General features: G+C 70.1%; 21 protein-coding genes. 12 read left to right on the top strand and 9 right to left on the bottom strand.

The genetic code is table 11. The features are described from left to right. Positions 1–26: 26 nt before the first annotated feature. Positions 27–1,991, bottom strand: a complete 1,965-nt coding sequence (locus tag AC1RLW_RS20340) for an adenylate/guanylate cyclase domain-containing protein (protein ID WP_493194752.1) — start codon at positions 1,989–1,991, stop codon at positions 27–29. Positions 1,992–2,217: 226 nt separating this feature from the next. After that, complete coding sequence (locus AC1RLW_RS20335; RefSeq protein ID WP_493194750.1) at positions 2,218–2,931, bottom strand: 2OG-Fe(II) oxygenase; 714 nt, start codon at positions 2,929–2,931, stop codon at positions 2,218–2,220. Positions 2,932–3,045: 114 nt separating this feature from the next. Between AC1RLW_RS20335 and AC1RLW_RS20330 the strand changes: the two genes are divergently transcribed. After that, a complete protein-coding gene (locus tag AC1RLW_RS20330) occupies positions 3,046–3,552 on the top strand; it encodes a GFA family protein (protein WP_493194748.1) in 507 nt (168 codons plus the stop codon). A 35-nt stretch (positions 3,553–3,587) separates the two neighbouring features. Here the strand turns inward: AC1RLW_RS20330 and AC1RLW_RS20325 are convergent, their stop codons facing one another. Together AC1RLW_RS20325 and AC1RLW_RS20320 are read right to left on the bottom strand one after the other, a co-directional pair. Beyond that, on the bottom strand, positions 3,588–4,520 hold the full coding sequence (locus AC1RLW_RS20325; protein ID WP_493194746.1) for an AraC family transcriptional regulator: 933 nt from the start codon (positions 4,518–4,520) through the stop codon (positions 3,588–3,590). A gap of 11 nt (positions 4,521–4,531) precedes the next feature. Beyond that, entirely contained in the window at positions 4,532–5,434 is a 903-nt protein-coding gene (locus AC1RLW_RS20320; protein ID WP_493194745.1) for a LysR substrate-binding domain-containing protein, read from the bottom strand. A 185-nt stretch (positions 5,435–5,619) separates the two neighbouring features. On the opposite strand from AC1RLW_RS20320, the gene AC1RLW_RS20315 reads away from it, so the two are divergent. The 4 genes from AC1RLW_RS20315 (at position 5,620) to AC1RLW_RS20300 (ending at position 9,198) form a co-directional block, all read left to right on the top strand. Continuing rightward, positions 5,620–6,819 carry an acyl-CoA dehydrogenase gene (locus AC1RLW_RS20315; protein ID WP_062470370.1) on the top strand — a complete coding sequence of 400 codons (1,200 nt, stop codon included), beginning with the start codon at positions 5,620–5,622 and terminating at the stop codon, positions 6,817–6,819. 8 nt (positions 6,820–6,827) lie between these two features. Next, positions 6,828–8,066 carry a CaiB/BaiF CoA transferase family protein gene (locus AC1RLW_RS20310; RefSeq protein WP_493194744.1) on the top strand — a complete coding sequence of 413 codons (1,239 nt, stop codon included), beginning with the start codon at positions 6,828–6,830 and terminating at the stop codon, positions 8,064–8,066. A gap of 13 nt (positions 8,067–8,079) precedes the next feature. Continuing rightward, positions 8,080–8,535: a VOC family protein gene (locus AC1RLW_RS20305; RefSeq protein WP_493194742.1), complete on the top strand. Its 456-nt coding sequence runs from the start codon at positions 8,080–8,082 to the stop codon at positions 8,533–8,535. 87 nt (positions 8,536–8,622) lie between these two features. Then, positions 8,623–9,198, top strand: coding sequence for a hypothetical protein (locus AC1RLW_RS20300; RefSeq protein WP_493194740.1), 576 nt, complete (start codon positions 8,623–8,625; stop codon positions 9,196–9,198). A gap of 22 nt (positions 9,199–9,220) precedes the next feature. On the opposite strand, the gene AC1RLW_RS20295 is transcribed toward AC1RLW_RS20300, so the two are convergent. Next, positions 9,221–9,679 carry a CopD family protein gene (locus AC1RLW_RS20295; RefSeq protein ID WP_492729918.1) on the bottom strand — a complete coding sequence of 153 codons (459 nt, stop codon included), beginning with the start codon at positions 9,677–9,679 and terminating at the stop codon, positions 9,221–9,223. A 56-nt stretch (positions 9,680–9,735) separates the two neighbouring features. Further along, the gene (locus AC1RLW_RS20290) at positions 9,736–10,713 is read right to left on the bottom strand and encodes a LysR family transcriptional regulator (protein WP_493194739.1); all 978 of its coding nucleotides are present in this window, start codon (positions 10,711–10,713) and stop codon (positions 9,736–9,738) included. 113 nt (positions 10,714–10,826) lie between these two features. Here AC1RLW_RS20290 and AC1RLW_RS20285 point away from each other — a divergent pair, with 113 nt between their 5' ends. From AC1RLW_RS20285 to AC1RLW_RS20260, 6 genes are all read left to right on the top strand, one after another. Next, a complete protein-coding gene (locus tag AC1RLW_RS20285; protein WP_070061375.1) occupies positions 10,827–12,176 on the top strand; it encodes a DUF3100 domain-containing protein in 1,350 nt (449 codons plus the stop codon). A 25-nt stretch (positions 12,177–12,201) separates the two neighbouring features. Then, positions 12,202–13,371 carry a M20 aminoacylase family protein gene (locus AC1RLW_RS20280; RefSeq protein WP_493194738.1) on the top strand — a complete coding sequence of 390 codons (1,170 nt, stop codon included), beginning with the start codon at positions 12,202–12,204 and terminating at the stop codon, positions 13,369–13,371. Positions 13,372–13,375: 4 nt separating this feature from the next. Next, a complete protein-coding gene (locus AC1RLW_RS20275) occupies positions 13,376–14,761 on the top strand; it encodes an L-serine ammonia-lyase (protein ID WP_493195327.1) in 1,386 nt (461 codons plus the stop codon). A 115-nt stretch (positions 14,762–14,876) separates the two neighbouring features. Then, positions 14,877–15,989, top strand: coding sequence for a serine hydrolase domain-containing protein (locus AC1RLW_RS20270; protein WP_493194736.1), 1,113 nt, complete (start codon positions 14,877–14,879; stop codon positions 15,987–15,989). A gap of 25 nt (positions 15,990–16,014) precedes the next feature. Continuing rightward, complete coding sequence (locus tag AC1RLW_RS20265) at positions 16,015–16,845, top strand: isocitrate lyase/PEP mutase family protein (RefSeq protein ID WP_493194735.1); 831 nt, start codon at positions 16,015–16,017, stop codon at positions 16,843–16,845. Positions 16,846–16,856: 11 nt separating this feature from the next. Beyond that, positions 16,857–17,441 carry a uracil-DNA glycosylase family protein gene (locus tag AC1RLW_RS20260; protein ID WP_493194734.1) on the top strand — a complete coding sequence of 195 codons (585 nt, stop codon included), beginning with the start codon at positions 16,857–16,859 and terminating at the stop codon, positions 17,439–17,441. On the opposite strand, the gene AC1RLW_RS20255 is transcribed toward AC1RLW_RS20260, so the two are convergent. Both AC1RLW_RS20255 and AC1RLW_RS20250 read right to left on the bottom strand, forming a co-directional pair. After that, on the bottom strand, positions 17,422–19,083 hold the full coding sequence (locus tag AC1RLW_RS20255; RefSeq protein WP_493194732.1) for a hypothetical protein: 1,662 nt from the start codon (positions 19,081–19,083) through the stop codon (positions 17,422–17,424). The genes AC1RLW_RS20260 and AC1RLW_RS20255 overlap by 20 nt on opposite strands. A 64-nt stretch (positions 19,084–19,147) precedes the next feature. After that, entirely contained in the window at positions 19,148–19,342 is a 195-nt protein-coding gene (locus AC1RLW_RS20250) for a YjiS-like domain-containing protein (protein ID WP_159278979.1), read from the bottom strand. Positions 19,343–19,432: 90 nt separating this feature from the next. Here AC1RLW_RS20250 and AC1RLW_RS20245 point away from each other — a divergent pair, with 90 nt between their 5' ends. Continuing rightward, a complete protein-coding gene (locus AC1RLW_RS20245) occupies positions 19,433–20,323 on the top strand; it encodes a LysR family transcriptional regulator (protein WP_493194730.1) in 891 nt (296 codons plus the stop codon). A 6-nt stretch (positions 20,324–20,329) separates the two neighbouring features. Here AC1RLW_RS20245 and AC1RLW_RS20240 read toward each other — a convergent pair whose 3' ends face one another. Next, positions 20,330–20,983, bottom strand: a complete 654-nt coding sequence (locus tag AC1RLW_RS20240; RefSeq protein WP_095948498.1) for an ANTAR domain-containing response regulator — start codon at positions 20,981–20,983, stop codon at positions 20,330–20,332. Positions 20,984–21,122 lie beyond the last annotated feature (139 nt).

Below are 21,122 nucleotides of genomic sequence, written 5' to 3'. Positions count from 1 at the left end.
CGACCCGCGCGACAGGCTCGCGCGGATCAGGTCAGCAGTTCGTGGAGCACCATGCGCGTCTGTCGGCCGCGCAGCTCCACCAACTCTTCGATGCGCCGCGTGGCCAGCCGGCCATTCAGGGCCGCGTAGGTGACTTCCGAGATCAGCATGCGCGTGCCCAGCTGGCGGTTCGCGCCTTCGATGCGGCTGGCCACATTCACCACGTCGCCGAACGCCGTGTACGACAGCCGGTCGTTCGAGCCCAGCACCCCCGCCACCACCACGCCCGTGTGAATGCCGATGTGCGTGCGGAACTCGGGCAGGCCCTGTTCGGCCCACTGCCGGTTGAGCTGATGCATCTCGGCGTGCAGCTCGAGTGCGGCGCAGCAGGCCTTGTACTCGGCGTCTTCCAGGTCGGCCGGCGCGCCCCACAGCACCATGATGCCGTCGCCGATGAACTTGTCGATCACGCCGCCGTGGCGCGCGAACACCGCGGCCGCGAGGTTGAAGTACTCGGTCAGCTGGCGCACCAGCACATCGGCCGCGATCGATTCGGAGATCGACGTGAAGCCTTCCACATCGGTGAACATCACCGTCACCTGGCGCGGCGAGCCGTTGGGCGCGAGCGCGTGGCCCTGCGCCACCAGCTGGTTGATCACGTCCACCGGCACGAACTTGCTGAAGGCCTTGAGGCTGCGCGCCGAGTCGTCGAGCGCCTGGTCCAGGTGCTGGATTTCGAGCACGCGGCTGGGCTCGCGCGGCAGGTCGTCGAGCTCGAGGCGGCCGATGCGGTGCGCGATGCGCGAGAGGTTCTCGACCGGCGCCGTCACCAGCTTCGAGAGCTTCAGCGACATGTACAGCGCCAGTCCCAGGAACACCAGCGCCAGCAGCAGCGACCACGCCACCGCGCGGCGCAGGCCACCCAGCAGCACGTCTTCGGGCACCCAGCTGACCAGCTGCCAGCCGGTGGCGGGAATGCGCGAGGCCTGCACCAGGTAGCGCCGCCCCTCGTGGCTGAAGGCGAAGGCCTTGTCGCTGCCGCTGCCGGAGATGCCGTCGGCCACCATCTGTGCGTTCAATGCGCCGAGCGCGCCCGTGGGCGCTTCCAGCGTGTGCAGCACGCCCGGCATGTCGCTGCGCGCGAGCACCTTGTGGTCGGCGCTCAGCAGCGCGCTGTTGCCGTTGCCGTTGCGGCTGAACAGGCGCACGAACTCCGACAGCCGGCCCAGCGACACGTCGCCCGCCACCACCATCGCCTGTGGGCTGCCCTCGGCCTGGCGGCGCTGGCTGGGCAGCGCGTAGGTCACGCCCAGTTCCTGCGCGGCGGCGAATACATAGGGGACGGTCCAGACCGGACCCTGCGTCTTGCGCGCCTGCACGAACCAGCTGCGCTGCGTCGGGTTGTAGTTGCTGCGGTAAGCCTCCACGCGCTGTGTGGCAAAGCGCTGCTGCACGTCGGCCTCGGAGCCCAGCGGCAGCTTGTACTGCCAGGTCTCGGTGGTGAAGCCGTCGCCGCGCGCGATGTGCCGGATCGCCGGCACGGGGTAGCGCAGCGCCATCAGCATCTTGCCCTCGACGTTCGCCACGTAGACGCTGTCGAGCTCGGGCGATTGCTGCAGCAGCGTCCACAGGAGCTCGGCCGTGCGGTCCACGTTCTCGCCCGCGGGCGTGAGGCTGGGCGAGCTGCCGATCGCGCCGACCGCCGACTCGGCCTTGGCCAGGAAGGCCAGCACCTTGTCTTCAGTGCGGTCGTGGTTCGACTTGTGCGCCGAGGTGCCGATCGTCGTCACCAGCCGCTGCGAGCCCCAGTAGCCCAGCGTGACCAGCAGCAGCGACTGCGCGAGCGCCACGGCACTGACGATGGAGCCGACATCGACCCGGAAGCGACGCGGGCGTCGGGGCGGCGGACTCTCGGCAGTGGAAGGGGACGGGGATGGTGGCACCGGCGTGGTGACGTGCGCGAAAGACGGGCGACCCGTCCCATCCGGTGGCCCGGACGATTCCTTGTACATACAGCTCCCTGACGACAACTCGGAACGGACCCCGGCTCCTCCTCACGAGGTCGTGGTCCGGCGTCCGGAGGGTGTTGCGGGGCCGATCGTGTGCGCCGGCCATCCTGGCAATCCCCCGGATGCGCGCGGGATTTTCGCCTGTATTTGGTACATGTGTGCAACTTTGCACGCTTGGTGCGATGTTGCTGCGCCCGAGGGCTTGCTTGCGAACGGACGTTCGTTCTATTCAGCGCGCGTCGTGAAAGATCAGGCCCAGCGTGTGGCGCTGTCCGCTGCGCACGCGGCTCACGCCGTGGCGCATCGTCACGCGGTAGCTGCCGCGCGTGCCCGCCACGGGCCGCTGGTTCACCGCGAAGATCACCGCCTCGCCCTGCGCGAGCGACACCACCTCGGCGCGCGACTGCATGCGCGGGCGCTGCTCGGTCAGCACGAACTCGCCGCCCGTGAAGTCTTCGCCGGGCCGGCTCAACAGCACCGTGAGCTGCAGCGGAAACTGCAGGTCGCCGTACAGGTCCTGGTGCAGGCAGTTGTAGTCGCCCTCGCCGTAGCGCAGCAGCAGCGGGGTGGGGCGCAGCTGGCCCGCCGCGTGGCAGCAATCGAGGTAGGACGCGTGGTCCGGCGGGTAGTTGGCCGGCTGGCCCATGGCCGCAGCCCAGGCATTGGCCAGCGGCGCGAGGCGTTCGTACAGCGCGCTGCGAAACACCACGAGTTTGGAAGGCAGCGGGTTCGCGAAGTACTGGTACTCGCCCTGGCCGAAGCCGTGGCGCTGCATGACCACGCGGCTGCGAAAGCGCTGGCCTTCGTCGTACATGGCCGTGAGCGCGGCACATTCCGCGGGCGTGAACAACGCCCCGGTGACGGCACAGCCGCGCGCGGCGAGGTCGGCATCGATGCGGGGCCAGTCGAGGGCGTGGATGCGGGCGGCGACGGAAGAACTCATGCGGGCAGTGTCGCGCGGTGGCGGGATGCGGGCTCGCCGTTTTCGGACGCGGGTTTCGGTGAAGCGGGGTCCGGCTTGAGCGATCATCCTGAAGACCCAGCCCGAAAGCATTCCATGAGCACTCAGAACCACACCCCTCAAGACACCGCCAGCGACTGGCAACTCCCCTGGACCGGCGGCTGCCGCTGCGGCCAGGTGCGCCTGCGCATCACCGCACCGCCGCTGCTGGCCATGGCCTGCCACTGCATCGGCTGCCAGCGCATGAGCGCCAGTGCGTTCTCGCTGTCGTTGGCCATCCCCGCGCCGGGCTTCGAAGTGGTGTCGGGCGAGCCCGTCATCGGCGGCCTGCACGGCGAGGAGTCGCACCACTTCTTCTGCCCGCACTGCATGAGCTGGATGTTCACGCGCACCGAAGGCATGGACTATTTCGTCAACCTGCGCGCCACCATGCTCGACCGGCACGAATGGGTCGCGCCCTTTGCGGAAACCTGGACCGACGAGAAGCTGCCGTGGGCCACGACGCCCGCGAAGCACAGCTTCGGCACCTTGCCTGCGATGGACGCCTTTCCGGCGATGATCGAAGCCTATGCGCGGGAAGGCGCCCGGCCTGCGAAGGGCTGATCGCGCTGCGCTGGCCAGTTGCCGGCCCGCGCCTTTCAGAGCGGCGCGATCGGAATGCAGATGTCGCATTCGAACGCGTTCGTCTTCTCGTCGAAGGCCATGTCGGGGGCGTAGTACTCGAACGCGGGCCGGCTGTCGAACTGGAAGCCGCTCGCGGGCAGCCAGTCGCGCATGAGGCGCGTCCATGCGTCGTTGATCTCTTCGGGCAGGCCCTGGAACCGCAGCGCGGCATAGCGTCCGCCCGGCAGCACCGTTTTCTGGAAGCTGCCATCGGGCACGAAATCGTCGGGCACTTCCACGCAGGCGTCGTAGCGCGAGTGCTCGGGCGCGGTGATGCTCGGGTCGTCGTGGCTGATGCCGTAGCGCGCACGCGACCACAGCTTGTGCGCGCCGATCCAGGGCGCGGCCTTCTCGGCCCAGAACGCGCCCACCGGCGCGCCGAACGGGCCGGTGTAGCGCAGGCAGGCGATGGTGACGGGAGAGCGGGTGATCAGTTGGACATTCACGGGTGGCTCCTGATGATGCGCGGCGTTGCGCGGTGGAGATCCATTCTTCGTGAAGCCGTGCAGGGCGATCTGATCAGGATTGCTATGGCGGGAGGGGGCGTCGCAGGGCAAAGACCAGTCGTGCGATGCACGCCACGCGCTGGGCGCGCTGCCGAAACGCGCGCGGAACGCGCGGGTGAACGCCTCGCCCGAACCGAAGCCCACCGACACCGCCGCGTCGAGCACCGACAGGCGCGGCTGCGTCGCGAGCCGCAGCGCGGCCACCTCCACGCGGCGGCGCCGGATGTAGTCGCCCAGCGTCTCGCCGGCCCAGGCCGCGAAGAGGCGATGGAAGTGGTACGCCGAGAAATGCGCCACGTCGGCCAGCGCCGCGAGATCGAGTGCCTCGTCCAGGTGGTCGTCGATGTGCGTCAGCACCTTGTGCATGCGCCATTCGTACTCGGAGCGGCTGTCGCGCGGCATGGCGCGCATTCTCAACCTTGGCGGGCCTGCGCGAGCAACCAATCACTGAACAGCTTCAGCAACGGCCGCTGATCCGCCCGCTCCGGCGTCACCAGGTAGTAATTGCGCTCGCCCGATAAGGGCCGCGGGCAGGCCACCACCAGCTCGCCGCGCGCCAGCTCGTCGGCCACCAGCATGGTCGGCATCAGCGCCACGCCCAGGCCGTGCGAGGCAGCCGCGGCGAGGATCGAGAACAGCTCGTAGCGCGGGCCGCCACGCGCGGTGGGCGCGTCGACTTGCTGCGCGTCGAACCACTGGCGCCAGCCGTCGGGGCGTGTGCTCTGCTGCAGCAGCGGCATCCGCGCGATGGCTTCGGGCGACACGGCCTTGCCGTCGGGCAAGAGAGAAGGGCTGCACACGGGCACCACGTCTTCATGCATGAGCAGCAACGCGCGCGTGCCGGCCCAGTTCTCGACCTGCGCGGGTGTGCCGGCGTACAGCGCGGCGTCGAATTCCGCGTCGGCAAAGAGGAAGGGGCGGGTGCGCGTCTCGATGTGCACCACCACGTCGGGCTGCAGCGCCGCAAAACCGCGCAGGCGCGGCACCAGCCAACGCGTGGCGAAGGTGGGCACCGCGGCCAGCGACAGCGACCCGCCTTCGCCCTGGTGCGCCATGGCGTCGAGCGTGTCGCGCTCCATGGCCTCCAGGCGGCGGGCGATCTGGCGCGCGTAGGCGGCGCCGCTGGCCGTGAGCGCCACGCCGTGCCGCGTGCGGCGAAACAGCGCCACGCCCAGGAAGGCCTCGAGCGCCCCGACCTGGCGCGACACCGCGCTCTGCGTAAGCGCCAGTTCCTGCGCGGCGCGGGTGTAGCTCTCGTGGCGCGCGGCGGCGTCGAAGCACACGAGGGTCTGCAGGGGCGGGATCTTGCGGCGCATGTATGCCGGGAGTGTATGACTGGCGGATTGGTTTCACCAGTAAATCAACAGGATGTATCTCTCAAGATGTGCGTCAGACGCATATCTGGGTGAGGATTCATCGTTTGCGCCGGGCCCCCTGCGTGGCTACGATCGACCGCATTCCCCCTTCTTTTGTTTCTTCTTCCTTTTCCGGAGACATCCACATGGCCGCCAAAGCGCAATTCCACTGGGACGACCCCCTTCTTCTCGACCAGCAACTGACCGACGAAGAACGCATGATCCGCGACGCGGCCAACGCCTACTGCCAGGAGCGCTTGGCGCCCCGCGTCATCGAAGGTTTCCGCACCGGCGAAACCGACCCCGCGATCTTTCGCGAAATGGGCGCGCTCGGCCTGCTCGGCCCGACGATCCCCGAGCAGTACGGCGGCCCCGGCCTGAACTACGTGGCCTACGGCCTGATCGCCCGCGAAGTCGAGCGCGTCGATTCGGGCTACCGCTCGATGGCCAGCGTGCAAAGCTCGCTGGTGATGGTGCCGATCTTCGAATTCGGCACCGAAGCACAGAAGCAGAAGTTCCTGCCCAAGCTCGCCACCGGCGAATGGATCGGCTGCTTCGGCCTGACCGAACCCGACCACGGCTCCGACCCCGGCAGCATGGCCACGCGCGCCAAGAAGGTGCCGGGCGGCTACTCGCTGAGCGGCTCGAAGATGTGGATCAGCAACTCGCCCATCGCCGACGTGTTCGTCGTGTGGGCCAAGGAAGTCAGCGAAAGCGGCACGGTCGGCCCGATCCGCGGCTTCGTGCTCGAAAAGGGCATGAAGGGCCTGACCGCCCCCGCCATCCACGGCAAGGTCGGCCTGCGCGCCAGCATCACCGGCGAGATCGTCATGGACGGCGTGTTCTGCCCCGAAGAAAACGCGTTCCCTGAAGTGCAAGGCCTCAAGGGCCCGTTCACCTGCCTGAACAGCGCCCGCTACGGCATCTCGTGGGGCGCCATCGGTGCCGCCGAAGACTGCTGGCACCGCGCCCGCCAGTACACGCTGGACCGCAAGCAGTTCGGCCGCCCGCTCGCCGCCAACCAGCTCATCCAGAAGAAGCTGGCCGACATGCAGACCGAGATCACGCTGGGCCTGCAAGGCAGCCTGCGCCTGGGCCGCATGAAGGACGAAGGCATTGCGGCGGTCGAGATCACCTCGATCATGAAGCGCAACAACTGCGGCAAGTCGCTGGACATCGCCCGCATGGCGCGCGACATGATGGGCGGCAACGGCATCAGCGACGAGTTCGGCGTGGCCCGCCACCTGGTGAACCTGGAAGTGGTCAACACCTACGAAGGCACGCACGACATCCACGCGCTCATCCTGGGCCGCGCCATCACCGGCATCGCAGCTTTCGCCAACTGAACGAACGCATGAGCACCAAGCCCGCAGCACTCGACGGCATCAAGGTCCTCGATCTGTCCCGCGTGCTCGCGGGCCCGTGGTGCACGCAGATCCTTGCGGACCTGGGCGCCGACGTCGTCAAGATCGAACGCCCCGGCGTCGGCGACGACACGCGCACCTGGGGTCCGCCCTTCGTGAAGGACGCGAACGGCCACGACACCGATCAGGCCAGCTACTTCACCTCCTGCAACCGCAACAAGCGTTCGGTCACCATCGACATGGCCACGCCCGAAGGGCAGGCGCTGCTGCAGCAGATGGCGGCGCAGGCCGACATCGTGGTCGAGAACTTCAAGACCGGCGGCCTCAAGCAGTACGGCCTCGACCAGGAAAGCCTGCGCGCGGCCAACCCGCGCCTCATCTACTGCAGCGTGACCGGCTTCGGCCACGACGGCCCCTACGCCGAGCGCGCGGGCTACGACCTGATGATCCAGGCCATGACCGGCATGATGAGCATCACCGGCCGTCCCGACGGCGAGCCCGGCGGTGGTCCGCTGCGCGTGGGCGTGGCGCTCACCGACCTGTTCACGGGCGTCTACGCCAGCACCGCCATCCTCGCGGCGCTGCAGGTGCGCGACCGCACCGGCGAAGGCCAGCACATCGACATGGCGCTGCTCGACGTGGGCATGGCCATCCTCGCCAACCAGGCGAGCGCTTTTCTCAACACCGGCAAGGCGCCGGGCCGCCAGGGCAACACGCACCCGAGCCTCGCGCCCTATCAAGACTTTCCGACGCAAGACGGTTCGATGCTGCTGGCCATCGGCAACAACGGCCAGTTCGCGCGCTTCTGCGAAGCCGCCGGCCACGCCGAATGGGCCGCCGACGAACGCTTTGCGACCAACACGCTGCGCGTGAAACACCGCGGCGTGCTGATCCCGATGATGGAAGAACTCACGCGCACCCGCACCACCGCCGACTGGGTCGCGCTGCTCGAAGACAAGGCCGTGCCCTGCGGCCCCATCAACGACATCGCGCAGGCCTTCGACGACGCGCAGGTCCAGGCACGCGGTCTGGCCGTCACGCTGCCGCGCGACGCGGGCGACGGCATCGCCAGCATCACCGGCGTGGCGAGCCCGCTGCGCCTCACGGCCACGCCGCCGGTGCTGCGCCGCGCACCGCCCGCGCTCGGGCAGCACACGCAGGAGGTGCTGGCCGAGATGGGCGTCGACGCCACGCATTTCGAGGCATTGCGCGCGGCCGGGGTGGTCTGACACACTGGCGGGCATGACGCGCCCGCCCGCTCCGTCCCCTGATGCTTCGGTCGATGCAGCTCCGTTCGCGGTGCTGCGCATCGACCACGTCGTGCTGCGCGTGCGCGACGCCGCGCGGTCCATGGCCTTCTACTGCGACGTGCTCGGCTGCACGCTCGAGAAACGCCGCGACGACCTCGGCCTCGTGCACCTGCGCGCCGGCAGCAGCCTCATCGACCTCGTCACGCACGACGGCAAGCTGGGCCGCCAGGGCGGCGCGCCGGCCGGGCGCGAGGGGCGCAACGTCGATCACCTGTGCCTGCGCATCGAGCCTTTCGACGAGGCTGCGATCCGCGCGCGCATGGCGCGGCACGGCGTGCCGGTGCAGGGCGAGGTGCAGAACAACTTCGGGGCCGAGGGCAGTGGTCCTTCGATCTACATCGAAGACCCCGATGGCAACGGCGTCGAGCTGAAGGGCCCCGCGGCCTAGACTCTGCGGCGCCTTGCGCAAGCCGCGGCTGACGCAGAATCGGCGCGCGCCACCTGGCGCGGAACAAATCATTCAGGGGGATTCCACATGACCGAACATCCGTTCGCCGCGCGCGTTGCCGCGCGGCTTCTTGCACTCGCGGGCGCCGCCTCGCTGCTCGCCGCCTGCGGCACGCGCCAGCCTGCGGCCCCCGAACCCCCGCCGCCCGAAGCCACGGCGCGCAACAGCGTGCTCATGGCGCCCGTGGCCTACGGCACCACCGCCAAGGGCGTCACGCTGTCGAAGGCGGATGATTCGTGCGACGTGCCCGCCTCGCTGCGCCAGGCCGTGCAAGACCAGCTGCTCGCGCCCTACGAGTTCCTGCTCGCACCGCCCCTGCCCGCCCATGCGCAGGGCGCGCCCGTGCTGAAGCTGGAGATCACCGACCTGCTCGCGAACGCGGGCGGCCTCTACGGCGGCCCCAAGATCGTCCAGCTGCGCGGCACGCTGGAGCGCGACGGCGCGGCGCCCGCCAAGTTCACGGCGCAGCGCCAGATGTTCATCTACTTCGGCATGCCGCGCAGCACCTGCAGCATGGTCGGTGTCGTCACCTACAAGCTGGGCGAGGACATCGCGCAGTGGCTGCAGAAGCCGGTGGACGGCGCGGTGCTGGGCGAACGCTGAAGACGCGTCGGGCGCGTGGCGTTCAGCCGCCGCGCCCCATCACCGCCACCCCGAACACCACCACGCCCAGCGCGAGGTTCAGCGTCACCAGCTGGCGCACGGTATTGAGCCGCGCGGCTGCCACGGGCCAGGCGCTGTCGTCCACCGCACGGCGCAGCGCGCGGAACACCGAGGCGCGGATGTAGACGTAGATCGCCGCCATCACGAGCGCGATGCCCATCATGGCCTCGACGCGCCAGTGCACCGCACGAAAGCCGCCGGTCGCGAGGATCATCGCGAAGCCGCTCACGAACAGCAGCGTGACCGACGCGTCCACCCCGATGAAGAAACGCCGCAGCGTCGCGGCCATCATGCGCAGGCGCAGCGGCGGCTCCAGCGTGGCGACGGCGGCGGGGCGCACCGCGAAGTGCATGACGGCCATGCCGCCGACCCAGAAGGCGGCGCACAGCAGGTGAATGAAGAGGGGAGCGAGGTAGGACATGGGCTCCGATCAGAACACCGAACCGTGCGCGCACGCAACGCAAGCCCCCATGCCCTTCAACCCGTCGCGCCGCGCCCGCGCGTGCTCGCACGGGGCTTGCCGATGCCCGTGCCCGCGATCGAATCGGCATAGCGCTTCATGTCCGCCACCACCTGGCGCAGCAGCGCCGCCGCGGCTGGCGGCAGCAGGCGGCCGTGGCGCGACACGATGTGCGAGCGCCCCTGCGACAGCAGCGGGTTCTTCATCGGCAGCTCGACCAGCGACGGGTGGTCGGCGTTGGGCGTGAGCGAGATGCGCGTGCCCAGCGTGTAGCCCAGGCCGGCCGACACGAAGTGGCCCAGCGCGCTGAACGAGGTGGTGGTCAGCAGCGCGGGCAGCCGCACGCCCTCGCTGATCTCGGCCGCCTCGATGTGCTGGCGCACGCCGAAATTGCGGTGCAGCGTGGCGCCGGGGTAGGGCAGCAGGTCGGCCAGCTTCAGCGGGCGATCGAGCTGCGCGAGCGGGTGCGAGCCCAGCACCATGGCCTGGATCGGCTGCGCGTGCGACTGGTGCGAGGTGAGCCGCTCGTCCTTCGGCGGCTGGAACAGCATGCCGATGTGGGCGCGCTCCTCGATCACGCGGCGCACGATCTCGTCGGTGCTGGCGACGTCGAGGTTCACCGTGATCTTCGGGTGGCTGGCCATGAAGATGCGCAGGCTGTGCCGCATGAGCCAGTCGACATAGCCTTCGCCGGCCACGATGTCGATGTGGCCGCTCTCGATCTTGCGGATGCTGTCCATCTGCGCCAGCAGGTGCTGCTTCTGCCCCTGCTGCCGGCGCACGTAGCCGGCCAGCAGCTGGCCCGCGTCGGTGGGCACCACGCCGCGTCCGTGGCGCTCCAGCAGCGGCAGGCCGCACTCGGTCTCCAGGATGCCGATGGCGCGGCTCACGGCCGACGGGTCCATGTCGAGCACGTCGGCCGCGCCGCGCACCGAGCCGCTGTCGAGCACCTGCATGAAGTAGCGCACCCGGCGGGTGTCGAGCTTGTCGTCCATGGCGGTCGTCTCCGAGTGTTGCATTCAATGCAACGAATATCCTTATTTGCGGTCATTGATGCAAGAGGCTCGCCGCCCGAAACTCGCCGGCACCCCTCGAACACCCTCCACCCATGACCTCCGCCGCCTCCACGATTGCAGCCGTCGCGCCGTCCACCGCCGCCGGCAAATTCAAGCTCCTCGTCGTCACCCTGGTCCTCGTGGCCGTGGCCGAACTCATCGGCCCGACGCAGTTCAGCGTCGGCCCCGGCAAGGTGGTGCTGCTGCCGATGCTGTGGGCGCTGCTCATGGCCGCCGCCTGGGGCATCGCGCACCGGCGCGTGCCGGGCGTGGTGCGCGTGGCCACGGCGCAGCAGTCGCTGGCCGGCGGCCTGCTCAACGCGGGCCTGCTGCTGTTCGTGGTGAAGCTGGGCCTCACGGTCGGCGCCGCGCTGCCGCAGGTCAAGCAGGCCGGCTGGGCGCTGCTGTTCCAGGAGTTCGGCCATGCGCTGGGCACCCTGGCGCTGGGCCTGCCGCTGGCGCTGCTGCTGGGCATCAAGCGCGAGGCCGTGGGCGCCACCTTCTCGGTGGGCCGCGAGGGCAACCTCGTGATCATCGGCGAGAAGTACGGCATGGCCTCGCCCGAAGGCCGCGGCGTGCTGGCCGAGTACATCACCGGCACCGTGCTGGGCGCGCTCTTCATCGCGGTGCTGGCGGGCTTCATCGCCAGCCTGCACATCTTCGACCCGCGCTCGCTGGCCATGGGCGCCGGCGTGGGCTCGGGCAGCCTGATGGCGGCGGCGCTGGGCGCCATCGCCGCGCAGAGCCCGCCCGAGATGCTGCCGCAACTCACGGCGATTGCCGCCGCGTCGAACCTGCTGACCACCGTGGCCGGCTTCTACTTCACGCTGTTCCTGTCGCTGCCGTTGTGCTCGTGGCTCTACGGCAAGCTGGAGCCGGTGCTGGGCCGCTTCTCGAAGCATGGCGCACAACAGGGTGCCGCCGTGGATGCGGGCGCGAACGTCTCGAGCGCCGACGTGGCCCACGCCGCGCCGACCTCGCTGCGCGACACGCTGCTGGCCTGGCTGGTGGTGGGCGGCGGTGTGCTCATCGGCAATGCCGTGACCTACAAGGTGCCGGTGCTGGTGTCGCTCGAAGGCGTGCTCGCCGTGGTGGCGATTGCCGGCGCCGTCGAAGCCATCAAGCGCTTCGTGCCGCGCCTGCCGATGGTGCTGGTGCTCTCGGTGGTGGCCACCGTGGTCGGCATCCCGGGCCTGTTCCCCTTCTCCGACGCGCTGATCGCGATCACCGCCAAGCTCAACTTCCTGGCCTTCACCACGCCGGTGCTGGCGCTGGCCGGCTTCTCGGTCGCGAAAGACCTGCCCGTGTTCCGCCGCCTCGGCTGGCGCATCGTGGTGGTGTCGCTCACCGCGACGGCCGGCACCTTCCTCGGCGCCACGTTCATCGCCGAGTTCTTCCACTGATTTCATCCCACGAGAGATACACGCCATGTACCGCGACCCCGAGATTGCCGAAGACACCCGCGCCCGCATGCTCAGCTGGCGCCGCGACATCCACGCCAACCCCGAGACCGCCTTCGAGGAACACCGCACCGCCAACGTGGTGGCCAACGCGCTGATGCTCATGGGCCTGCCCGTGCACCGCGGCCTGGCCGGCACCGGCGTGGTCGGCACGCTGAAGAGCGGCGACGGCCCGAGCATCGCGCTGCGCGCCGACCTCGACGCGCTCAACATGCAGGAGCTCGGCACGCAGGCGCACGCCTCGAAGTGCGTCGGCAAGATGCACGCCTGCGGCCACGACGGCCACACCGCCATGTTGCTGGGCGCGGCCGAGCACCTGTCGCGCCACAAGCCGTTCCAGGGCACGGTGCACTTCGTGTTCCAGCCCGCCGAAGAAAACGAAGGCGGCGGTCGCGTGATGGTGGAAGAGGGCCTGTTCGAGCAGTTCCCGGCCGACGCCGTCTACGGCATGCACAACTTCCCGAGCCTGCCGCGCGGGCGCTTCGCGATCCGCAAGGGCACCATGACGGCCTTTCTCGACACCTTCGAGATCGTCATCACCGGCAAGGGCGCCCACGGCGCCATGCCCGAGACCGGCATCGACTCGGTGGTGATCTCGGCCCAGCTCATCAACGCGCTGCAGACCATCGTGAGCCGCCGCACCGGCGCCACCGACGCGGCCGTGGTCAGCGTCACGCAGATCCACGGCGGCGACACCTGGAACGTCATTCCCGAGACCGTGGTGCTGCGCGGCACCGTGCGCACGCTCGACGCCGCCATCCAGGACAAGACCCAGGCGGCGATGCAGCAGATCTGCGACGGCGTGGCCGCCACGCACGGCGCCAAGGTGGCGCTGGAGTACCGCCGCGGCTACCCCGGCGTGGTCAACACGCCGGCCGAGACCGACGCGGCCATCGCGGCGGCGGCCAGCCTGGTCGACATCGAACAGGTGCACACCGACATCCCGCCCGCCATGGGCTCGGAAGACTTCGCCTTCATGCTGCAAAAGCGCCCCGGCGCCTACATCGGCATCGGCGCGGGCGAGGGCCCGAACGACCCGAACGTGCACAACCCGTACTACGACTTCAACGACAACATCCTGCCGCTGGGTGCGGCCTACTGGGTGGCGCTGGTCAAACAGCAGCTTCCGGTCGCATGATGCGCTGATGCTCTCCGCCTTCGACATCTTCAAGATCGGCATCGGGCCGTCCAGTTCGCACACCGTCGGGCCGATGCGCGCCGCGCTGCTGTTCGCGCAATCGCTCGAACGGCGCGGCCTGCTCGCGCAGGTGGCGCGGCTGCACGTCGACCTGTTCGGCTCGCTCGGCGCCACCGGCCACGGCCACGCGACCGACCAGGGCGTGATCCTCGGGCTCTTCGGCGACGCGCCCGACACCGTGCAGCCCGAGACCGTGCAGCCGCGCCTCGACGCGCTGCGCCGCACCGGCCAGCTCGCGCTGCTGGGCACCACGCCCATCGCCTTCGACCGCGTGCGCGACATCGCCTTTCGCGGCGAAGAGTCGCTGCCCGAGCACCCCAACGCGATGCGCTTCACCGCCTTCGCGGCCGACGGCGCCGTGCTGGCCGAAGGCACTTACTTCTCGGTCGGCGGCGGCTTCGTCGTCGAGGGCGGGCAGGCGGTGGCGCAAACGGCAGCGGCGGCAGCGGCCGTGCCGCATCCCTTCACGACCGGCGACGAACTCATGGCGCAGTGCCGCGCGCACGGCATCTCCGTGGCCACGCTGGTGCTGCGCAACGAATGCGTGTGGCGGCCCGAGGCCGAGGTGCGCGCGGGCCTGCTGCGCATCTGGGGCGTGATGCAGCAGTGCGTGCAGCGCGGCTTCGGCATCGACAACCCGCTGGCCGCGCAGGCGCTGCCCGGCCCGCTGCGCATGCGCCGCCGCGCGCCCGAGCTGCACCGCGAGCTGCTGGCACAGGCCGGCGCCGCCGATCCGCTCGCGGCCATGGACTGGGTCAATGCCTTCGCGATGGCGGTGAACGAGGAGAACGCGGCCGGCGGCCGTGTCGTCACCGCGCCCACCAACGGCGCAGCCGGCGTGGTGCCCGCCGTGATGCACTACTACCAGCGCTTCGTGCCGCAGGCCAGCGACGATGGCATCGTCGACTTCCTGCTCACCGCCGCGGCCATCGGCATGCTCTACAAGACCAACGCCTCGATCTCGGGCGCCGAGGTCGGCTGCCAGGGCGAGGTCGGCGTGGCCTGCTCGATGGCGGCGGGCGCGCTCGCCGCCGTGCTCGGCGCCACGCCCGCGCAGGTCGAGAACGCGGCCGAGATCGGCATGGAGCACAACCTGGGCCTCACCTGCGACCCGGTCGGCGGCATGGTGCAGATCCCCTGCGTGGAGCGCAACGCGATGGGCGCCGTGAAGGCCATCAACGCCTCGCGCATGGCGCTGCGCGGCGACGGCAGCCACTACGTCTCGCTCGACGCCGTGATCCGCACCATGAAGCAGACCGGCGAGGACATGAAGTCCACGTACAAGGAGACCTCGCTGGGGGGGCTTGCGGTGAACGTCGTGGAGTGTTGAGGCAGCAAGGCTGGCGTCGCTGCGTCAGAATGCGAAGCTCGTCGCGCCGGGCCCCGCAGCCCCCAGGTTCTCACGTCGTTTCCAAGGCGCACGACTTTCAGGAGTCGAGATGCCCATGGCCGGTCTTCCGCGCAGTCTCTTGCCCGGCGTGTTGCGCACCGCGCTGTCTGCCGTGCTGCTGCTGCTGTGCGCCGCGCACGCCGTGCCCGCGGCCGGTGTGTTCCCCGCCGCGCAGTGGGCCACCCCGAGCGTGGCTGAACCGAGCCACTGGTCCGAAGCGAAGCTCAAGGTGGCCGATGCGTTTGCCGCATCGATCAAGTCCGACGCCTACCTCGTGATCGACAAGGGCGTGCTCGTGCATGCCTACGGCGACATCGACAAGCCGATGAACCTGGCCTCGGTGCGCAAGAGCGTGCAGAGCGTGCTCTACGGCATTCACGTCGGCCGCGGCGAGATCGACCTGGACCAGACGCTGGGCCAGCTCGGCATCGGCGACAAGGACGGGCTCAGCGACACCGAACGCACGGCCACCGTGCGGCAGCTGCTGCAGCTGCGCTCGGGTGTCTACCATCCGGCCGCCTACGAGACCCCCCAGGCCAAGGCCGAGCGACCGGCCCGGGGCAGCCATGCGCCGGGCGAGTTCTGGTACTACAACAACTGGGACGCCAACGTGCTGGGCACCATCTTCGAACGCCGCACCGGACGCAGCGTCTTCGAGGCGCTGAAGACCGACCTGGCCGAACCGCTGCAGTTCCAGGATTTCCGCTACCCGCAGGACACCGAGTCCCGGCTCGAACGCAGCTCCGAGCATCCGGCCCAGGTGATGCATCTGTCGGCGCGCGACCTGGCCCGCATCGGCCTGCTGATGGCGCGCGACGGCATGTGGCAGGACAAGCGCATCGTCCCGGCCGGCTGGGTGACTGAAAGCACCACCTCGTACACGACCGTCGGACCCGGCTGGAGCGGCTATGGCTACCTGTGGTGGGTGCCGCTCAAGGGCTTTCCGTTCTGGCAGCGCGGGCCCAATCAGCTGCTTCTGGCCGTGGGTGCCGGCGGCCAGTTCATGATGGTCGATCGCAAGCGCGACCTCGTCGTGGTGCACCGTGTCGACAACAGCAAGGGCTGGTTCCAACGCAGCGAGGTCCGCACCGACCAGTTCGCGGTGCTCGCGGCACACATCCTCGCGGCTGCACCGGTGGCCGCACCTGTGGCCGCCACCCCTCCCTGAACCCCGAAGGAAAGATGAGGCTTCCATGACCCGTTCCATCGCGCAGAAGCGCGCAGACTTTCGCGCGCTCCACACCCAAGGCTGCTTCGTCATTCCCAACCCCTGGGACACCGGCAGCGCGCGCTACCTCGAAGGCCTGGGCTACCAGGCGCTGGCCACCACCAGCTCGGGCTTCGCGTGGTCGCGCGGCCATGCCGACGGGGCGCTGTCGCGCGACCAGATCCTCGCGCACCTGCGTGAACTCGTGGCCGCCACCGACCTGCCGGTGAACGCCGACTTCGAGAACGGCTTCGCCGCCGACGCGCAGGGCGTGGCCGAGAGCGTGCGCCTCGCGGTCGAGACCGGCGTGGCGGGCCTGTCGATCGAGGACTCGACCGGCAACCCCGACGATCCGCTGTTCCCCATCGACGTCGCGGTCGAGCGCCTGCGCGCCGCGCGCCGGGCCATCGACGCGGCAGGCGGCGACACGCTGCTCGTGGGCCGCGCCGAGAACTTCTTTGCCAACCGCCCCGACCTCGAGGACACCATCGCGCGCCTGCGTGCGTACGCCGAGGCCGGCGCCGACTGCCTCTACGCGCCCGGCATCAAGACGCGCGCGCAGATCGCGGCCGTGGTGGCCGCCGTCGCGCCCAAGCCGGTCAACCTGCTGGTCGGCGCGACCAGCGAGCTCACGATGGCGGACATCGCTGCGCTCGGCGTGCGCCGCGTGAGCGTGGGCGGCGGCATGGCGCGCGCGGCCTGGGGCGGCTTCATCCGCGCCGCGCGCACGCTGGCCGAAGAGGGCCGCTTCGACGGCTTTGCCGATGCCACGCCGGGCACCGAGCTGAACGCCTTCTTCCGTCCGTTCGCCGACTAGTTTTCAGCACCGTGGATGCGCTGCTCGCCGACATCCGCGCCTGCCGTGCGTGCGAGGCGCATTTGCCGCTCGGGCCGCGCCCGATCGTGCAGGCCAGTGCGAGCGCACGGCTGCTGATCGTCGGCCAGGCGCCCAGCCTCACGGTGCACCAGACCGGCGTGCCGTGGAACGACAAGAGCGGCGATCAGCTGCGCCGCTGGCTCGGCATCGACCGCGAGCTGTTCTACGACGCTGCGCGCATCGCGATCGTGCCCATGGGTTACTGCTACCCGGGCCGAGGCACCAGCGGCGACCTGCCGCCGCGCAAGGAATGCGCGCCGCTGTGGCACGACCGCCTGCTGGCGCAGATGCCGCACGTCGCGCTGACCTTGCTCATCGGCCAGTACGCGCAGCACCACTTCCTCGGCAAGACCGCGCGCGGCGGCGTGACGGAAACCGTCGAGGCCTTTGCCGACTACGCGCCGCGCTTCATTCCGCTGCCACATCCGTCGCCGCGCAACACCGCGTGGTTCCAGCACCACCCGTGGTTCGAGAACGACGTGTTGCCAGTGCTGCGTGAACGTGTCCAGCAGGCGCTCAGCGCGCCTTCTTCCTAGGGGCCGACGGCCGCCGCGGTGGTTTCGCTTCGAGCACCAGCTCGGCCGGCAGCGCATCGTTCCACGACTCGGTGAAGTACGCGCGGTCGCTCGGCACCAGCTGCGGCAGCACTTCGCGCAGCTGGGCCAGCGAGTGCTCGGCCGCCTTCAGGTCGCCCGCATGCGCCGCGTACCACGCGTGCTCGAACAGCAGGCTGCCCTGCTGCAACCCGGGGTAGCGGCGTCGCCCGGCCTGGTGGTCGGCCAGCCGCGCCTGCGCCACGTCGACCCAGCGTGCGGGCCAGTTCGCGGTGTCGAAGGCGTCGGCGAGCGGGCCCGCGAGCTTCGACATGGCGGCCGGGTCGAGCGGCTTCTGCGCGCGGAACTGCGCGAGCGTGGGTTGCGCGTCGGGCCGGCAGTGGCCGCGCGCGATGCGCATCAGGTAGATCGCGTTCCAGGCCGAGCGGCCCTGGCCGTCGGTGTGGCCGCACAGCCATTCGCTGAAGGCGATCCACTGCACCGCGCGGCGCGTGGTGTCGGCCCGGTGGCCGTCGTGCGCGAGCGCCGGCAGGTCGCCCAGGCCCACGCGGTCGAACAGCCACGCGGCCATGCCCATGTTGGCCGCCACGTGCTGCGCGGCGTCGAAGGAGTGCGACTCGAAGGCCGCGGCCAGCGCTTCGCCGAAGCGCTGCAGCGACTCTTCGGCCAGCGCCGCCGCGGCCGGGCGGTCGTCGGCGGCCAGCGCGAGGGCGCGCGAACGGCAGGCCAGCGCCCACAGGTTGCACCACTCGAAGCGCACGTCGGGGTGGTGGCGCAGCACCAGTGCGCGCGCCGGGTCTTGCGCCATGCCGCCCAGCAGCGACTGCGCCAGCGGCAGGTCGCGCGCGGTGTAGGCGCACCAGGCCGAGACGATGCACTCCATCGCGCCGAGGTAGTCGTTGCCCGCCACGTGGTGCGCGAGCCGTTGTTTCTTGAGCGCCTGCAGCCGGCGGCGCGCCTGTTCGTTGTCGCCGAGCCGGCGCCACAGCATGGCCTCGTTGAGCGTGACCAGCGCGCGCTGGAAGTCGCTCGCGGCCAGCGTGCCGGCCAGGCGGATGGCTTCGAGCGCGCTGCCGTTGCCGTTTCCGCCCGCCACCGGCGACATCAGTCGGCCTTGCCGCGCGGCCTGCTGCGAGGCGACCAGCTGCTTCCAGAAGGCGGCGTCCTGCAGGTGCACGGCGTCGGGCGGCGTGATCGTGCCGACGGCCTGCGCCTTGCGGGCGCGCAGGCCGAGGAACGACGCCACCTCGGCGGCGGTGGCCGGTCGGTTGTCCACGAGCAGGCGGAGGCGCTTCGCTTCAGAAGCCGGCAACCAGAACGGCCCCTGGCTGCGCCGCTCGGCGTTGAGAAAGCGCGGCTCGCGCTGCAGGTCTTCGCCCCAGCCGACCTCCAGGCCCCAGGCCTTGAAGTCGCGGAACGCGCGGCTCACGACCATGCGCAGCGTGCTGGCGTCGGACACCTCGCCGCGCAGGTCGGCCAGCCGCACGACACCGCCGCCGTGCGCGTGGGCGTGCTGCATGCGCACCAGCAGCCACAGCGACTGGAAGGCCGCGCGCCGTCCGTCGACGGACTGCGGCGAGGTAAGTTCGATGGAAAGAAGGGCAGGGGAGGCGGTGGAGGGCACGCCCCGGATTGAACCTCAAATTGCCTGCGGCTTCCTGAAGAAACCGCAGGCGAGGTCCAGCGGGTCAGTAGCGGCTGCGGTCGACCAGCTCGGGCACTTCGCTGCGGCCGATGCCCAGGTCGCGCAGGTCGTGGTCGCTCATGCCGGCCAGCAGCTGCACGTCGTCGCGGGCGCGGCGGCGTGTCACGGCGCGGCGGCGCCAGTCGTGCAGGGCATGCAGCAGGCGTTGATGAAAAGACGGTGGCTTCGGCGCGGTCACGGTGGGCTCCTGGTAGGGGAGCGCTCATCTTCCGGCGGCGCGTGCTATTGTGGAAGTTGAGATTTCTGACACCTTCAATCAGCATTCCTGATGCGACAGCTCAACCTCGACCAACTGCGCACCCTCATCGCCATCGCCGACCTGGGCACCTTCTCTGCGGCGGCGCAGGCGCTGCACCTGGCGCAGCCCACCGTGAGCCTGCACATCAGCGAGCTCGAATCGCGCCTGGGCGCGCAACTGGTGGTGCGCGGCAACCGCCGCGTCACGCCCACCGCGGCCGGCGCGGCGCTGGTGGAGCGCGGGCGCAAGCTGCTGCGCGACACCGACGAGGCGGTGGAGGCCGTCAAGCGCCAGGCCGAGGGCCGCACGGGCCGCGTGCGGCTGGGCACCTCCACCGGCGTGGTGGTCGATCTGCTGCCGCAGGTGCTCGAGGCGCTGGGCGTGGGCCATGCGGGCATCGACGTCGAGGTGAGCATCCTCGGCTCGGCCGAGGCGATGGCGCGGCTGGCGGCGGGCACGCTCGACATCGGCCTGGTGGCGATGCCGCAGCCGCTGCAGCGCGAGCTGGTGGTCACGCCGTGGCGCACCCAGCCCATGATGGCCTTCGTGCCGCCGCGCTGGAAGGCGCCCAAGCGCGTCACGCCGGCCTGGCTGGCGACGCAGCCGCTGATCTTCAACGACGCGACCACGCACATGTACCGGCTGTCGATGGAGTGGTTTGCCGCGGCCGGCTTTGCGCCGCGCGCGCGCATCGAGCTCAACTACGACGCGGCGATCCGCAGCCTGGTGGCGGCGGGCTACGGCGCGGCACTGTTGCCGCTGCAGCAGACCACCGACGCGGCGCTCAACGAGCGCATGCAGATCGTGCCAGTCACGCCCAAGCTCACGCGCCGCCTGGGCATCGCGCACCGCCCGCACGCCACGCTCGACGGCGCCACGCAGAGCGTGCTGAAGGTGCTGACGGCGTTCCGCCAGCTCTGAGGGCCGTCAGCCCGGCCCGGGCTTGGGGCCGCGCGTGCCCAGCGAGAGGATCTCGTTGGCGTTGACGATGGCCGCGGCGATGTCTTCCATGGTGGTGCGCTTGCTCATGGCCTGTTCGCGGATCAGGTCGTGGGCCTGGCCTTCGGACACGTCGTGCGTCTTCATGAGGATGCTCTTGGCCTCGGCCAGCTGGCGCACGCCGAGCAGCTTGGCTTCGGTCTTGCGCAGGCGCCGCGCGAGCGAGCGGCTTTCCTTGTGGGCTTCGCGCGCGACCACCAGCGCCGACAGCAGGCCGAACGAGCGCACCGGCGACGGCAGCACGGCCTTGGCGCGGATCTCGAGCACGGCCTCGACGATGGTCGGGTTCTCGTAGGTCACGACGGCGATAACGGCGGGAGCATCTTCGCTCTGGGTCCATTCGAAGCGCAGGTTGATGAAGTCGGGCTGCACGGCCATGAAGGCCACGTCGATGCCCTCGGGCAGGTGCTGCACGGGCGGCCAGAAGGCCTGCACCTGGCAGCCGATGCGCTGCAGTTGCTGGGTGAGCTGCCGGCCGTCTGCGTCGTCGGGGTGGATCACCGCGATCTTCAGCAGCCGCAGCTCCTTGAGCTGCGGTGGCGTCACCCGCAGGGTGTGTCGCTTGGGGGCTGTGCTGTCCACGGTCAGGGCTTTCTCTCGGCGCTGCTGTCCGGGGCGTGTGCACAGGCCACCGGGTACTTCCCTCCGCGAATGTCCCCCGCCTTCGGCTCCTCCTTGATTTCGCTGCGGGAAGCACCCGGTGCCCTGCGCACGGGGACAC

The organism is Variovorax sp. GW822-FHT04A09 (assembly GCF_058801005.1).
This window is presented reverse-complemented; position numbering and strand designations above follow the sequence as displayed.